Genomic DNA, 16,559 nt, shown 5'->3' with positions numbered 1-16,559 from the left:
GGTAGGAATGAGTTTGCAGAATAAATCTAGAATTTTTCTTGTGAGGTGCTTGGAATTCTCACGTGAGAACTGCAGTTTTGTTATCTCTATATCAGCGCATGAAAAAGACCATTACCATTAAAGATATCGCTCATGAATTAGGCGTACATCACACCACTGTTTCGCTGGCTCTGCGCAACAGTAAGTCCATTCGTGATGAAACCCGCAAAAAGGTTTGGGATAAAGCGGCAGAAATGGGCTATCGCCCCAATCGTTTGGCCCAGGGATTTCGAAACAGACGGAGCAATACCATTGGCGTATTGGTCCCCAATATTCAGCACCATTTTTTTGCCAAGTTTATCTCCGAAGTGTCCGAAAAAGCCAACCAGTCCGGGTATTCCGTCATGGTTTTTCAGTCCAATGAAAAGGAGGCTACCGAGAAGCGAAATGTTGAAGCTTTAATTGACAACCGGGTGGCTGGCGTAATGGCTTCGGTGTCGAAGGAAACCACTACAGGAGCGCATTTTGACGCCTTCAAACAAGAGGATATTCCCTTGGTTTTTTTCGACCGGGTTCCTGCTCAGGAAGCCGTTTCAAAGGTTGTTGTAGATAACTATCAGGGGGCATACGAAGCTGTTAAGTTCATTCGCAGCATGCCTAAAAAGCGAATTGCATTCATTACCGGCTCCATTGAACTCAATGTTTATCAGGAGCGACTGGAAGGCTATAAACAAGCGCTGCTTGATGTTGGTCTGGAATTTCAGGAAGAGCTTGTGGTTCGGGGTGATTTTTTCATGAAAGATGGCATGGAGGGAGCGAAAAAGTTAATGGCGCTGCCTCGGAAGCCGGATGCTATTTTGGCTGTTGGTGATGACGTAGGCATTGGAGCAATTAAATACCTGAAAGTCGCCGGATTCAGGGTCCCTGAAGATGTTGCAGTAGTTGGCTTTGACAATGATCCAATGGGAGTGGCTATTGATCCGGAGTTGACCACGGTGAGCCAGCCGATTGAGCTGATGGCAGACGTTTCGTTGCAGATGTTGCTGGCGAAAATCGACGCTTCCGAAACGCGAGTGGAGGAGCAAATCTTACCGACATCCATTTTAAGAAGACAATCGTGTTAAGCGAAATATATAATACAAACTATTAATTGAGAACCTAGCGAAATAAAACGATGAAAATCAATCACCTGCTTATTGTGTTGCTCCTGCTAAGTGCTTGTGTGCAACAAGTTGATCCTCCGAAGCCTTATGGGCCCGTGCCAACCGAGGGACAGTTGCAATGGCATGAAATGGAATATTTCAGCCTTGTTTGTTATGGACTGAATACCTATACCGAAGAAGAATGGGCCTATGGCGATGTCGATCCCCAGTTGTTTAATCCTTCCGATCTGGATACCGACCAGTGGGCCCGGGTAGCCAGCGAAGCAGGCATGAAAGGACTGATTTTGGTGGCTAAACATCACGATGGTTTTTGTTTGTGGCCCAGCAAGTATACCGACTATTCGGTTAAAGCCACCCCCTGGAAAGACGGAAAAGGCGATGTGCTGGACGACTTGTCAAAATCATGTAAAAAGTATGGATTAAAACTCGGTGTTTACCTGTCTCCCTGGGATCGAAATCATGCAGAATACGGGCGTCCGGAGTATGTCCACTATTTTTACAGGCAGCTGGAAGAACTGATGACTGAATATGGAGAAATCTTCGAATTCTGGATTGACGGCGCCAATGGTGGTACCGGCTATTACGGTGGAGCCAACGAACTGCGAAACATCGATCGTAGAACCTATTATGGGTATGATAGTATCTTTTCCATTGTTCAGAAACACCAGCCGAATGCGGTAATCTTTAGCGATGTGGGCCCGGGAGTTCGCTGGGTTGGAAACGAAGCGGGCATCGGTAGCGAAACCAACTGGAATACAATTAGCACAGCAGGTAAATTTCCCGGAGAGGGAAATCAGGAGTACACGAAAAAGCTGGGAACAGGTGATCCCGACGGAAACGAGTGGATTCCGGCAGAGGTGAACACCACTTTGCTGTGGCCCAAAGCATGGTATTTTCACACCGGACATCAGCCAAGGAGCTTAGCCAATCTGATGGATTTGTACTATACCTCCATTGGTCGGGGATCGTCTTTGGATTTAGGATTGGCAATTGCACCAACCGGGCAAATTCGGGATGTTGATGCGCAAGCTTTGCTGAAATTCAGGGAGCAGGTCAAGCGGGAGTTTGCCGTTAACCTGGCTAAAAATGCCACCCTTACTGCAAGTGACTATCGCGGAGGACAGACCGAATTTGCGGCTGACCGATGTGTTGACGAAAGTACAGAAAGCTACTGGGCAACCAATGATAGCATTCAGCAAGCCACACTTACCATCGATTTTGGGCAGGAAACAACCCTGAACCGGTTATTGCTTCAGGAGTATATCCGCCTGGGTCAACGGGTACATACATTCACTCTGGAGTATGAAGACGATGGGAAGTACAAGCCTTTGACACAGGGAACAACCATTGGCTATAAGCGGATTCTGCGTTTTGATGATGTAACAACATCCAGGCTGCGCTTGACTTTGGAAACGGAAGCTCCTTGCTTAACCCTTTCCAATTTGGGAATTTACTGCGCGCCTCGTTTGGTTGCCGATCCTGTGGCACGGTTCGATATTCTGGGAAACCTGAGTTTTGAAGCCGTTGAAGGAATTTCTGTTTTTTATGCGCTTGGAGAAGAACCCCAATCAACGGATTTTCAAAAATACGAAGGCCCGGTAAAGCTGCCTTTAGGAGGAGAAGTACATGCTTATGCCCAGGATGAAGCCACCGGTTTCAAAACGGATTTAATGATCACCGAATTTGGGGTACCGAAAGCACAGTGGAACGTGGTTTCTGTGGACGGCCGGAAGGAGGCCAGTTCGGAAAAAGCGATTGATAATGATCCCAAAACCTTTTGGTTAGCTGAAAGTAAACATGCTCATCCGCATGAAATTGTTTTGGATTTAGGAACGAATTTGACGCTGGATGGCTTTTCCTATTTACCCCGTCAGGATGGTGAAAAGGCTGGGATTATTTATGAATATGCTTGCTATGTAAGCACGGATGGGAAAAGCTGGGGAGAACCGCAGGCAATCGGAACATTCAGTAATATTGAAAATAACCCCATTCGTCGGCGGATAAAATTTACGCATACCGTTGAAGGACGATTTGTTAAACTGGTATCCAGATCGGATGTCCGGCAAACTGGCCTGGCTTCCTTTGCTGAAGTTGAGGTATTTGTTATTGGTAACAAATTACAAACAAAATAAACGATGAAATCACGAAGTGTATTTTCTTTATTAATGGCCGGATTAATCTTGTTGGGATGTGGTGGCAGTTCTATTTCAGACTACTCCCAAAGGATTGACGATAAGGTTAGAGCAGAACAAATTAAAGAGATGAAGTTCGGCATGTTTATCTGCTGGTCGTTCAGTACCTTTTATGGAAGTGAGTGGACACCAACATTGGATAAAGATGCTTCTTTTTTTCAAGCTTCGGGCTGTGACACCGACCAGTGGTGTAAGGTAGCTAAAGAAGCCGGAATGGGATATATCCTTTTTCTGGCTAAGCATCATGATGGATTTTGTTTGTGGGATACAGAAACCACGGATAAAAAAGTGACCAACAGTCCGCTGGGGGTTGATGTGTTGGCTAAACTTCAAAAATCGTGTGATAAATACGGCATACAACTGGCACTCTATTTTTCTGAAGGTGACTGGAACTGGCCCGGAGCCGAAGACGGAGGCTGGATGAAAGGTGGGACTAACCCGGAAATGAAAAAGGCACAGTTGGAAGAGCTTTGTACTCAATATGGCCCCATCGAGTTTTTCTGGATGGATCATGCCGCTGGAGATGGAGGTTTATCGCACAAAGAAACCGTTGATTTTATTCACCAGTTTCAACCCAATTGCTTTATTGGTTTTAATACTGGAGAAACTGCCGGCCGTTTAAACCTTCGTGAGCGAGGAAAACCCGGACCAATCGGCGATAAATCAACGGTATGGAATGAACATCACCTTAAAGATAGTTATGACGATTTTTTAGTGGCTGAATTTACCTATCCCATACTTCCCAAGCATGAAGGTGGGGCTGACTGGTTTTATTCCTTGCCTAAGCATGATAAGCTATGCAAGCCAGCTGAAGATCTTTATAAAGATTATCTGGGAGCTGTTGAATATGGAAATATCTTTTCTATTAATGTTGGACCAAATTACGAGGGAAAGATTAGAGATGTAGATGTTGAAACACTTCAGAAAGTTGGAAGGTATATCTCAGGAGAGCTAAAACTGTCGGAGAAAGACTAAGTTTAGCTATTCACAAATTCCAGTTTTATTAGAAATGCATTTTGATGTCCTTGCCTTTGGTTTTTGGTGGAGCTTTCCATCCAATTATCAAGGGCAAGGATTTTTTATTTAATTTTGGAAGCCAGGGGAACGCCTTGCCTTTGGCCAGTATTTGGTAAATAAGCGCGCACAAAACATAAGCAAATCATGACCAACCTCATCAAACTAATTGCCGGAACATCCTTGTTGTTGCCGGGTAATTTCGTTCAAGCCCGACCAACTAAGGCCGAAAAGGCCGCAACGCCCAATATCGTTTTTGTGATGTGCGATGATTTGGGATGGGGAGATACGGGATTTAACGGGAATGAGATAATAAAAACGCCCAACCTGGATATGCTGGCAGGCAAAGGAATCACCTTTAATCGTTTTTATGCTGCTTCAGCGGTGTGTTCGCCAACCCGGGCTAGTTGTTTAACCGGAAGAAACCCGTATCGTCTCGGAATTCCAAATGCAAACTCAGGTCATCTAAAAACAGAAGAAATTACCTTGCCCGAGCTGCTTAAGCAGAAAGGCTATGCAACCGGCCACTTTGGAAAATGGCATTTAGGCACCTTAACGACTCAAGTGAAAGATGCTAATCGCGGCCGTCCCGGCGATTCAACGCATTATAGTATTCCCAGCATGCATGGTTACGATACTTATTTTGTAACCGAATCGAAGGTCCCCACCTACGATCCGATGTTAAAGCCGGCCACTTTTGATACCGAAAAAGGAGAAAGCCTGCGGTATGGCTGGAAAGCAATTGAAGATAAAAGCACGGCAGAATCGTATGAAACATTTTACTGGATAGGCGAAGAGACCAGTGAAACCGAAAACCTGGATGGAGACGATTCAAAAATCATTGTTGACCGGGCGATCCCTTTTATTGAAAACTCTGTAGAAAAGGGGCGGCCTTTCTTTTCGGTGATTTGGATACATACGCCGCATTTGCCGGTGGTGGCTAACGAAGAAATGATGAATGAGTATGGTTCGTATTCCTACCGGGAGCAATTATATTACGCGACAATTTCAGCCATGGACCAACAGATGGGCCGTTTGTGGGAAAAGCTGGAGGAGCTGGGAGAAGCCGAAAACACCCTGATTTGGTTTTGCAGTGATAATGGCCCCGAGCTGCGTACGCCCGGAAGTGCCGGACCTTACCGCGGGCGTAAGCGCGATTTGTACGAAGGAGGAGTACGTGTGCCGGCATTCTGTGTTTGGCCACAGGGGATTGAAGCTGGGCAAAAGACCGATTTCCCTTGTTTTACCAGCGATTACTTGCCAACTGTAGTCGACCTGCTGGAACTTGACTTTCCAAAAGAAAGGCCAATCGACGGAATCAGCCTGACAGAGGTTTTGAAGGGGAAGAAAGCGGAGCGTGAAAGACCGATGGGATTTCGGTACCTGGAAAGATTATCGTGGGTAACGCAAGAGTACAAACTGATTAGTACCGACAACGGAAAAACCTTTGAGTTATATCATTTGCTGAATGATCCGGGAGAGCAAAATAATATTTTGGCGCAAAATTCAGAACTGGCGGCTCAAATGAAAGCCGACTTGATGGATTGGCTGGAATCCTGCCAAAAATCCGAAAATGGGGAAGATTACAAAATAGAGCCTGAGAAATAGGAAATGTGCCTGGGCTTAAACAAGCACAGAGAAGCAGGATAATATTCCTTGCGAGTTCAAAGAAAATGATTGAAAATATAACGATAAACCAATGAGATTCAGATTTGATTTAATGGCTGCTGCGCTCGGTGTTCTTTCAGCTTGCACCGGAAAGCAAGTGCCAGAAGAAAAGCCCAACATCCTTTTTATTTTAAGTGACGACCATACTTCACAGGCTTGGGGTATTTACGGCGGAATTTTAAAGGATTATGTGCATGCGCCCAATATCGACAGGCTGGCCAGCGAAGGTGTTGTGCTTGACAATTGTTTTTGCACCAACTCGATTTGTACACCAAGTCGTGCCACCATATTAACCGGACAGTACAGTCATCATAACGGAGTTTATACGCTTGCCAATGCCTTGAATCCGGATCGTATGAACATTGCCAAAGTGTTGCAAGGAAATGGCTACCAAACGGCCATTATTGGGAAGTGGCACCTGAAAACGCAACCGGCCGGCTTTGACTATTTTAATGTTTTGCCAGGGCAGGGAAGGTACTGGAACCCGATTCTGAAAACCAAGGATAACTGGGAAGACGGCTATGGTGGCGGGAAAGAGTATGAAGGATTTTCGACCGATGTGATTGCTGATTTGAGTATCGACTGGATGAAGAAGCGGGATAAAACCAAGCCCTTTATGATGATGTGTCACTTTAAAGCAACGCACGAACCCTTTGATTTTCCCGATCGCTATAAAAATCTGCTGGATGGCGTTGAGCTGCCGGAGCCGGCAAGCCTTTACGATTCAGGGCCTGAAACCACTGGCCGAACATTTAAAGGTCAGGTACTTGAAAACCTTCGTGATCGTTACCTCGAGAATACCAAAAATCCCAACTACTGGGCGCAGTATCCGGAGTTGCCATTTTCGGTAGATGGCCTGGATGCCAGGGAACAACGCAAGAAAACCTATCAGAAGTTGGTGAAAGACTTTATTCGAAGTGGTGCCGCCATTGACGACAACATTGGCAAGTTGCTCGATTTCCTGGAAGAAGAGGGGATTGCCGATAATACGGTTGTTATCTACACGGCCGATCAGGGCTACTTTTTGGGTGAGCATGGTTTCTTTGATAAACGACTGATTTATGAGGAATCCTTGCGAATGCCTTTTGTCATTCGTTACCCCAAAGAATTTAATGGTGGACGACGCATTGATGATATTATTTTGAACATTGACTTTGCGGCTTTGCTGGCCGATTATGCCAAGGTTGAAAAGCCCGATTTTATTGAAGGAAGAAGTTTCCGGAACAACCTGAAAGGGGAGACTCCTGAAGACTGGCGAAAATCGATGTATTATCGGTACTGGCTGCACCTGGAGGATCGGCCCGGACATTTCGGTATTCGGAATGAACGTTATAAACTGGCCTTTTTCTATGGTCAACCGCTGGACATGGCGGGAGCGCAGCAAGAAACGACAGCGCCTGCCTGGGAGTTTTACGATCTTCAGAAAGACCCGCATGAAAACTACAATGCCTATCATGATCCCGCTTATGCCGGAATTATAAAAGAAATGAAAGAGGAGCTTATTCTGCTTCGGAAAGAAGTTGGCGACACGGATGAGTCTTATCCTGTGATGAGGGAACTTGTAGAAACACACTGGAATAATTAAAATTTACGTCTTATTCCGAAGTTATTATCCAAAGGCAGTAAGCCGAAGCGATGAGTTATAGCAGACGAAGTGTAGAATACTTATTAAGATACGATTTCTAGTTTAAATCAATAAACAGTTAATGATGAATATAAACCTTAGCCAATCAATTGGTCTTTTGTCGATTGCCGGACTGGGGCTGGCAGCTTGCAGCCAACCGGCCGCGGAGAAAACCAAGACCAAGCCGAATATTGTGTACATCATGAGTGATGATCATGCCTATCAAGCCATCAGTGCATACGGGCATGGCCTCAATAAAACGCCGAACATTGACCGGATTGCAGAGCAGGGAGCCATTTTTACCCGGGGGTTTGTCTCCAACTCCATTTGTGCGCCGAGCCGGGCAGTTATGCTTACCGGCAAGCACAGTTTTGTCAACGGAAAGGTGGACAATGTGCAGCCGTTCGATTGGAACCAGATGAGCTTCCCGAAATTGTTACAGCAAAATGGGTATCAAACGGCTCTGATCGGAAAAATTCACCTGGATGGCTTGCCGCAGGGCTTTGACTATTCGGCGGTATTGCCGGGGCAGGGCCATTATTACAATCCGGATTTCATCATTAATGGTGAGAAAAAACGCCTGGATGGCTATGTGACGGATTTAACCACCGAAATGTCGTTGAAGTGGCTGAAAGAGCGCGATCCGGAAAAGCCCTTCTGCTTGCTTTACCACCAAAAGGCCCCGCATCGCGAGTGGTTGCCAGCCGAGCGTCATTACAAGGAATACACCGGGATGACCTTTAAGGAGCCCGAAACGCTTTTTGATGATTACGAAGGGCGTGGAACAGCTGCCAAAGAGCAGGAAATGAATGTGCTGAAAGATATGAACTGGGCCGGCGACTCCAAAATACGGCCCGAGGTGATGGATGAGCTGGGCATTCCTCAGACCTTGACCTGGGACAAAGCGGCTTATACCAACAACCTGGGGCGAATGGATGAGCAACAACGGGCAGCCTGGGATGCGGTGTACGATCCGATTGTGGAAGACTTTGCCCGCAAATATCCAGACATGAATGAAAAGGAGCTGATGCAGTGGCGCTTTCAGCGATACATGCAGGATTACCTGGGCTGTATTGCCTCGGTGGATGAGGGCGTTGGCCAGTTGCTCGATTTTCTGGAAGAAAACGGATTGGCTGAAAATACCATTGTGGTGTACACCTCCGATCAAGGCTTTTACCTGGGCGAGCATGGCTGGTTCGACAAGCGGTTTATGTACGAAGAATCGTTTCGGACACCTTTGCTGATGATGTATCCGTCGGAAATTGAGCCGGGCACCGTCGTGGATGAACTGGTTCAGAACATTGATTTTGCACCAACATTTCTGGATTATGCCGGTGTTGATATTCCGCAGGATGTACAAGGTGAATCCTTCCGCAAGTTGGTTAGCGGCGAAAGCTCGGAGTGGCGCGATGCCATTTATTATACCTACTACGAATACCCTTCCATTCATATGGTGAAACGCCATTACGGGGTGCGAACCGACCGATACAAGCTGATTCATTTTTACTACGATATTGATGAGTGGGAATTGTATGATCTGGAAAAGGATCCGCAGGAAATGACCAATGTGTATGACGATCCGGCTTATGCTGAAGTGCAAAAAATGATGCACGAACGCTTAACCGAGCTGCGCGAAAAATACGGAGACAGCGATGCCAATGATCAGCGCTTCCTGAAAGCTTACCTGGATGTGGTAAACAACTAAGTGGAGATCGCGGAAAGCTTCTCCTCGAAGGCGGAAGCATTTAAATGAAAAAAGAGGCTGCTCACAACTTTAGGTGAGCAGCCTCTTTGGTATGTTATCGGCTTGCGTTTGTTAGCGTACAAACAGCAGTTCGCGGTACTTGGGCAATGGCCAAAGCTCATTGTCCACCGTCAGTTCAAGCTTGTCAATATGGTAGCGGATATCATCCAGGTATGGGCGAACGGTATTGTCATAAGCCTTGGCTTTCTCAAAGCTGTCTTCAATGACATTGGCCACTTTGCGGGCTTCCACCATTTCGCGCACTTTGGCTTTGATGGATGAGATGTGACCGCCAATCTCGCGGATCAGTTCCTTGCGGGCATGCGCCAGCGTCTCAAACTCGTCGGCATCAAAAACTTCTTTCATGTTTTTAACATTCTCCAGCAGCGTGGTTTGGTACTGAACCGCTGTAGGAACAATGTGGTTGATGGCCAGATCACCCAATACGCGGGCTTCAATCTGCACTTTCATGGTAAATTTCTCATGCTCAACTTCGGTGCGGGCTTCAAGCTCTTTTTCTGAAAAAACTTCCTGCGAAGTAAATAGCTGTTTGGTTTGCTTGCTCAGGTAGGCGGTCAGCGCCTCTGGAACACTGTTGATGTTCGTTAAACCGCGTTTTTGGGCTTCGGCTACCCAGTCGTCGCTGTAACCATCGCCATCAAAACGAATGGGTTTTGAGTTGATGATCAGTTTTTTAAGCACCTGAAAGATTGCTTCATCTTTCTTAACGTCTTTCTCGATCAGGGCATCCACTTCAGCCTTGAAGCTGTCAAGTTGTGCGGCTACCGCTGTGTTCAGAACGATTAATGATGAAGCGCAGTTGGCTGATGATCCGGCAGCGCGGAACTCAAACCGGTTTCCGGTAAAGGCAAACGGCGAAGTGCGGTTGCGGTCGGTATTGTCCAGAATGATTTCAGGAATCCGGCCAATATTCAGCTTCAGTGCTGTTTTTTCATCAGGAGTCATTTTGCGGTCAACAACAGCTTCCTCCATCAGGTCGAGCATCTTGCTAATCTCTGTTCCTAAGAATACCGAAAGGATGGCCGGAGGGGCTTCGTGAGCGCCCAGGCGGTGTGCGTTGGATGCCGAAACAATGCTGGCCCGTAACAAGTCCTGATGATCGTATACGGCTTTCATGGCGTTGATCACGAAGGTGAGAAACTGCAGGTTGCTTTTGGGGTTTTTTCCCGGAGAATATAAGTTAACGCCCGTATCGGTAGTTAACGACCAGTTGTTGTGTTTTCCTGATCCGTTAATTCCGGAAAAGGGTTTTTCATGAAACAGGACCCTGAAATTGTGGCGACGGGCTACCTTTTTCATGATGTCCATCAACAGTTGGTTGTGGTCGTTGGCCAGGTTGGCTTCTTCGTAAATAGGGGCAGCCTCAAATTGGTTGGGGGCCACCTCGTTGTGGCGTGTTTTTAGCGGAATGCCCAGTTTGTAGGCTTCGTTTTCCAAGTCTTCCATATAGGAGTAAACCCGTGTTGGAATCGATCCAAAATAGTGGTCATCCAACTGCTGGTCCTTGGATGAGGCATGCCCCATCAGGGTACGTCCGGTTAAGATCAGGTCGGGACGGGCAGCAAACAGCGCTTCGTCAATCAGGAAGTATTCTTGTTCCCATCCCAGGTTTGCGTTGACTTTGGTTACGTTCTTGTCAAAATATTGGCACACGGCAGTGGCCGCTTTGTCCACAGCCTGAATCGATTTGAGCAGCGGTGTTTTGTAGTCGAGTGCTTCACCGGTGTAGGAGATGAAAACCGTGGGGATACACAGCGTTCCGTCAACAATAAAAGCCGGAGAGGAAGCATCCCAGGCGGTGTAGCCGCGCGCTTCAAACGTTTGACGAATTCCACCACTGGGGAAGGATGAAGCATCGGGTTCCTGCTGCGAAAGCACTTTCCCGCTAAAGGCTTCGACCACGCCGCCACCTTCTTCGTGAACAATAAAAGCGTCGTGTTTCTCTGCTGTTCCGTCGGTTAACGGATGAAACCAGTGCGTGTAGTGTGTGGCACCATTCTCTGTAGCCCAGGCTTTCATACCTTGTGCAACCTGGTCTGCCATTTTGCGGTCAATAGCCCGGCCCAGGTCAATGGCTTCGCAAACGGCTTTATACGCATCTTTCGAAAGGTATTTTTTCATTTTGGGACGATCAAAAACATTTATCCCATAATAGTTGGAGGTCAGGCTGTCTTCTCTGACTACCTTAACGGGCTGCCGTTCGATTACTTTTTGCAGCGCTTTAAATCTGAAATGTGCCATGGTGGTTTGCTTTAATTAATATAATATCTCGAAGAAGTTCTTTCTGTTTTTAACGGTTGCAAAAATAGGTATTTTTCAGTTTTGTATGTGTGTTTTATTGAAATTTCCTCCGAATTTAGGGTGTGTGTTGTTTTTATGTTGTCATTTTTATGAAGAAGGGGGTGTTTTAAGGGGATGTATTTCTAAAATGACTACCTTTTGAGTTGAAATTTAAATGCTGGTGGTTCGGGGGCAGTAAAATGGAATGTGATCATAATTATTTGATGATCGTCTGAGGTGTAGAGCTACGGGCTGAATGCTTGTCGGAGCATTGTGTTTTTATTTTATTGAAATACCTTGCTTTGCATAGGGCAATCTTTTTATCTTGCTAGGTGCCGTTAAATACTGAATGGAGTAAATTTTATGGGGAACAAAGAGTTAATTCAGAAGCTAAAGGACAGTCATCACAATAAAGTGAAATTTGCGGTGGCTGACATTGACGGAATTTTGCGGGGGAAAACCATTAGCAAAGACAAGTTTTTGGAAGCGGCAGAAGGAAGTATGGGCTTCTGTGATGTGGTTTTTGGCTGGGATTCCAACGATAAAGTTTACGATAATGTGCAGATGACCGGTTGGCATACGGCCTATCCCGACGCCCGGGTTCAGCTTGATTTGAGCAGCTATCGGAAAGTTCCCTGGGATGGCGATTTGCCTTTCTTCTTGGCTGACTTTAGTGGCGATGAGCTTGCAGGCAAAGCCGCCTGTCCGAGGAGTTTACTGAAACGGGTGCAGCAAATGGCTTCGGATATGGGGTTTGCCGGAGTCTTCTCCGAGGAGTTTGAGTGGTTTAACTTTTTAGGAACACCTCATGATTTGGCTGCCAAAAATTATTCGGAATTAAAGCCGATTTCTCCCGGAATGTTTGGCTACTCCATGTTGCGCCCCAGTCAGTATCAATCTTTTTTCAACGACCTGTATAACGATTTGGAATTGTTTGATGTCCCCTTGGAGAGTATTCATACGGAAACCGGGCCGGGGGTTTACGAAGCTGCCATTCGTTATGACGAGGTGCTGCGCGCGGCAGATAAGGCGGTTTTGTTTAAGAACAGTGTGAAAGAGATTGCTTACCGCCATGGAATTGTGGCTAGTTTTATGGCAAAATGGAATGAAGAACTGCCGGGCTGTAGCGGGCACATTCATCAAAGTTTATGGGATCGCCATCAGAAAAAGAACCTGTTCTATTCCGGAGATCCCAAGGCTCCCATGAGTCCGCTGATGGAAAGTTACCTGGCCGGACAGTTGTATTGCATGCCTTTTCTTTTATCAATGTATGCACCTACTGTAAATAGTTATAAGCGCCTGCGCGAAGGGGCCTGGGCGCCAATAACCGCGAGCTGGGGATTTGACAACCGGACAGTGGCGGTGCGGGTGATCAATGGAGAGGCCCGGACAACCCGGCTGGAAATGCGTTTGTCGGGTGCTGATGCCAACCCTTATCTGGCCATGGCTGCCTCGCTGGCTTCGGGCTTGTATGGTATTCAGCAGGAAATGAAGCTGACCATACCGGCTACTGGTGGCAATGAATATGCCCAGCATGAGCGCGAGCATCTGCCAGCTAATTTGATGGACGCAACGCAGAAAATGAAAGAGTCGGACGTGGCCCGGAGTTTATTTGGCGATGATTTTGTGGCGCATTTTACAGCAACCCGCGAATGGGAATGGCGCGAATTTATGCGTGCGGTAACGGATTGGGAGATAAAAAGGTATTTCGAAATTATTTAGAAATCCGTCTTTCTGATTACTTTTGGAAAGCTCAGAAAAAGAAATGACTATGCAGACGCTCGATTATTTTCAGGTTATACGACGGGCCTGGCGCGAATTTGATGACCGGCACGAAATCAAAGGGATTTTTGATGTGAGTGCCCATGTCTCAACCAATCAGGTATACAAAATCTCCTTTTACGAACGGCAGCCTGTGTTTGCCAAGCTAACAGAGTATGGCAATTTTGAGCATTTCAAGGAAGATCATGTCATCATTAACAACCTGGCCAATAACCTGGAGGCGCCGTATGAGAATTTCCTGGCACGGTCGCTGGTTAAACGCAATGATTTATTCATCTACCGTTATTTTGAACAGGAGAAGTGTGCCTGGGTTGTTTTCTATAATCCCATCAAAATAAAAGACAAGATGCCCCGCCGGCTGGAGGATAAGAATATCCGGAAGCTGGGGCGTGAGTTGGCCCGCTTTCACAAGGCCTGTTCCAATGTCAGCAACCAGTTGCCAAGTGCTTCCAAAACCGTGGTGACCGACATTCATCGTTTGATGCGAAATGTGGACACCGGAAAGTTCTGCGGAAACCAGCAGCAAAAGGATTTGATCAAGCGGCAGTGCGATCAGTTTCTCTTTCGGGCCGACAAGGTGAATTATTCAACCGAAATTGAAACGATTCCTGTTTTTGTGGACTGGAACATCGGGAATTTTTCGGTTCGCGGCGATGGTAAGTTTTATTCGCGATGGGATTACGATTGGTTTCGGGAGTCAACCCGCGTGATGGACTTTTATTTTTTTAGCCGGGTGGTTTCCGATGTCGGCGACCGTACGGTGTTTAGTTATAAGATTGATACCTTGATGGAAGACCGTTTTCTGATGTTTCTGAAGGAATATCATCGGATTTATCCGTTAAACGAGTCTGAGGTTCGCCTGATCAAGGAGGTTTACCGCTTCTTTATTCTCAATTATGTCATAAAGGATGGCACCCATTTCTTCTTGCCCTCCTATGCCCGAAAGTTGCAGCAGGAAGCCTATGATTTATACATTCCGACTATTGATACTAACTTCAATGTAGATCGGCTGTTGAAAGCATTAAAATTGTAAAGTTGTATGAAAACAAAAGATTTTAGAAGCGTAGCGACCAGGTATAAAGCGGTTTTTTTTGATGCTTTCGGAGTCTTGAAAAATCATAAAGGGATTATTCCCGGGGTTGAGAATACCTTCGATTTTTTGGATGAAAAAGGAATTGACTACTATGTGCTTACGAATGATGCTTCCCGCAGTCCGGAGGAACTGGCTCGCATTTACCAAATCAATGGCATTCCGAGCATAACAACGGATAAAATTATTTCGTCGGGCATGCTGGCGCACGACTGGCTGAAGCTGAAAATTAAAAAAGGACGGGTGGCTTATCTGGGGACTGAGCAGTCGGCTCATTATATAGAACTGGCAGGTTTGGAAACCTTGCCGATCAGTCAGCTGGATTTGCAAGACGTTGATGATGTGCAGTGTCTGGTTTTTCTGGATGATGAAGGGTTTGACTGGAACAATGATATCAATAAGGTGGTCAACTTGCTGCGGAAGAAATCCATGTCGGTGATTGTGGCCAATACCGATATTAACTACCCGTTGAACCGGACCGATATTGCGATAGCCATTGGTGGTATTTCTGATATGGTGGAGGAAATTTTAGGTCGGCACTTCATTCGCTTTGGAAAACCCGATGCTCAGATGTTTATGTTTGCCTATGAAAAGGCCTGCAAGAAACAGGCCTTGAACCGTGATGATATTCTGATGGTTGGCGATACTTTGCTGACAGACATCATGGGAGGCAACAAGTTTGGGATGGACACCATGTTGGTTTTGTCCGGGAATACCTTGCCGGAGAATGCAAAAATGAAAATCCGTTCCACCGGAATTATTCCAACTTATGTGTGTGATTCGGTGGCCAGTTTCTAGTTTCGCTTTATTCTTACTTAAGCCGAACAGCAAGAAGTAGCAATCTCCTGCAGGGCATCAACCAATAGCTGGTCTTTGTCGGGGCCTTGTGAAGCTACCCGAATGTGATATTGATCCAGTCCGATTTTATTGCTACAATCGCGTACATATAATCCATACTTTTCCAGCAGTTGCATTTGGAGATCAAAAGCTTTCAGTTCAAATTCAATTTTCAGCAGGATGAAATTACTTCCGGTCGGGTATATTTTGTAGCCATCCAGTTGTTTCAGTTTTTGGTGCAGTTCCCGAATGTCCTGAATAACACGCAAGCGTGTTTCGTGGTAAATTGGGCTGGTGTTTTTAAGTTGCAGTAAAAAATACTCTGCAATCGAATTGATGTTCCAGATGGGAAGCGCTTCCTGAATGGTTTTCAGAAAAAACGGATTGGAGGTACAAATATAGCCGAGTCGCAAGCCCGGAACACCGCAGTGTTTGCTCATGCTTCGCACAATAATCAGATTTTTGAACTGGTGGACCTCGTTCAGCAGGCTCGGAATTTGTTCGTCCGCAAAATCAATAAACGATTCGTCAAGTAAAATTAGTTTCAGCTCTTTCATTTCGGTCAGGAATTGCCGTAGTTCGTTGGTGTGCATCAGTTGCCCGGTGGGGTTGCCGGGATTGATGATTAGTGCCGCGCTGACCTTGTTTTTTCGAATCCAACGGGCATAGTCCTGTAGGTTGAGCTGGTAGTCTTTTTTCGGATCAAGTTGGTAGAGCTTGGCGGCATCGGCACTGCGAATTTTTTCAATGTATTCGCTAAAGGTAGGGATGGGGATGGCAATGTCATCAATCAGGTATTTTTCAACAATGGTGATAAGTTCGGTGGCTCCGTTTCCCAGAAACAGGGTTTCCGCATCCAATTGCAGCACTTCGGCCAGGGTTTGCCGGGCCAGCTTGGGGTTGCTCGACGGATAGGCTTTGATGATGGTATTTAGCTTGGTTTTTAGTTCATCCAGCATTTCATCGGTGGGGTAGTAAGGGTTGGCAATGAAGCAAAAGTCGATGACTTGGTCGAGTTGTTCTTCGCCTACCATATCGATTAAGGCCGGTGAGTGAGAGGTTTCGGTGAAAAGTTGTCTGTTGATCTTGATTTGCTGTTGTTGCATGGCGTGAAATTTGACCCCAAAAGTAAATAAACCAGACGGGCTAAAATGCAGAAGATAAA

11 protein-coding genes are annotated in these 16,559 nt (G+C 46.2%); 9 read left to right on the top strand and 2 right to left on the bottom strand.

Going from position 1 to position 16,559, the window contains the following annotated elements:
- Positions 1–98 precede the first annotated feature (98 nt).
- The 6 genes from Q1A18_RS07265 (at position 99) to Q1A18_RS07240 (ending at position 9,345) form a co-directional block, all read left to right on the top strand.
- Positions 99–1,103: a LacI family DNA-binding transcriptional regulator gene (locus tag Q1A18_RS07265; RefSeq protein ID WP_299578276.1), complete on the top strand. Its 1,005-nt coding sequence runs from the start codon at positions 99–101 to the stop codon at positions 1,101–1,103.
- A gap of 50 nt (positions 1,104–1,153) precedes the next feature.
- Complete coding sequence (locus Q1A18_RS07260; protein ID WP_299578275.1) at positions 1,154–3,274, top strand: discoidin domain-containing protein; 2,121 nt, start codon at positions 1,154–1,156, stop codon at positions 3,272–3,274.
- Between the two features lie 3 nt (positions 3,275–3,277).
- Positions 3,278–4,309: an alpha-L-fucosidase gene (locus tag Q1A18_RS07255; protein ID WP_299578274.1), complete on the top strand. Its 1,032-nt coding sequence runs from the start codon at positions 3,278–3,280 to the stop codon at positions 4,307–4,309.
- A 186-nt stretch (positions 4,310–4,495) separates the two neighbouring features.
- Entirely contained in the window at positions 4,496–5,956 is a 1,461-nt protein-coding gene (locus Q1A18_RS07250) for a sulfatase-like hydrolase/transferase (protein WP_299578273.1), read from the top strand.
- Positions 5,957–6,047: 91 nt separating this feature from the next.
- A complete protein-coding gene (locus Q1A18_RS07245) occupies positions 6,048–7,601 on the top strand; it encodes a sulfatase (RefSeq protein WP_299578272.1) in 1,554 nt (517 codons plus the stop codon).
- 121 nt (positions 7,602–7,722) lie between these two features.
- Positions 7,723–9,345, top strand: a complete 1,623-nt coding sequence (locus Q1A18_RS07240) for a sulfatase (RefSeq protein WP_299578271.1) — start codon at positions 7,723–7,725, stop codon at positions 9,343–9,345.
- 111 nt (positions 9,346–9,456) lie between these two features.
- Here Q1A18_RS07240 and Q1A18_RS07235 read toward each other — a convergent pair whose 3' ends face one another.
- Complete coding sequence (locus Q1A18_RS07235) at positions 9,457–11,646, bottom strand: glutamine synthetase III (RefSeq protein ID WP_299578270.1); 2,190 nt, start codon at positions 11,644–11,646, stop codon at positions 9,457–9,459.
- 402 nt (positions 11,647–12,048) lie between these two features.
- Here Q1A18_RS07235 and Q1A18_RS07230 point away from each other — a divergent pair, with 402 nt between their 5' ends.
- The 3 genes from Q1A18_RS07230 to Q1A18_RS07220 are packed head-to-tail and all read left to right on the top strand — an operon-like array spanning position 12,049 to position 15,355.
- Complete coding sequence (locus Q1A18_RS07230) at positions 12,049–13,407, top strand: glutamine synthetase family protein (protein ID WP_299578269.1); 1,359 nt, start codon at positions 12,049–12,051, stop codon at positions 13,405–13,407.
- 49 nt (positions 13,408–13,456) lie between these two features.
- Complete coding sequence (locus Q1A18_RS07225) at positions 13,457–14,500, top strand: hypothetical protein (RefSeq protein WP_299578268.1); 1,044 nt, start codon at positions 13,457–13,459, stop codon at positions 14,498–14,500.
- Between the two features lie 6 nt (positions 14,501–14,506).
- Positions 14,507–15,355: an HAD-IIA family hydrolase gene (locus Q1A18_RS07220; RefSeq protein ID WP_299578267.1), complete on the top strand. Its 849-nt coding sequence runs from the start codon at positions 14,507–14,509 to the stop codon at positions 15,353–15,355.
- 17 nt (positions 15,356–15,372) lie between these two features.
- On the opposite strand, the gene Q1A18_RS07215 is transcribed toward Q1A18_RS07220, so the two are convergent.
- Positions 15,373–16,500: a histidinol-phosphate transaminase gene (locus tag Q1A18_RS07215; protein ID WP_299578266.1), complete on the bottom strand. Its 1,128-nt coding sequence runs from the start codon at positions 16,498–16,500 to the stop codon at positions 15,373–15,375.
- Positions 16,501–16,559: the final 59 nt, after the last annotated feature.

Source organism: uncultured Sunxiuqinia sp., assembly GCF_947495665.1.
Taxonomy (GTDB): domain Bacteria; phylum Bacteroidota; class Bacteroidia; order Bacteroidales; family Prolixibacteraceae; genus Sunxiuqinia; species Sunxiuqinia rutila.
The sequence above is the reverse complement of the archived record's forward strand: the minus strand, read 5'-3'. Positions and strand labels throughout refer to the sequence as shown.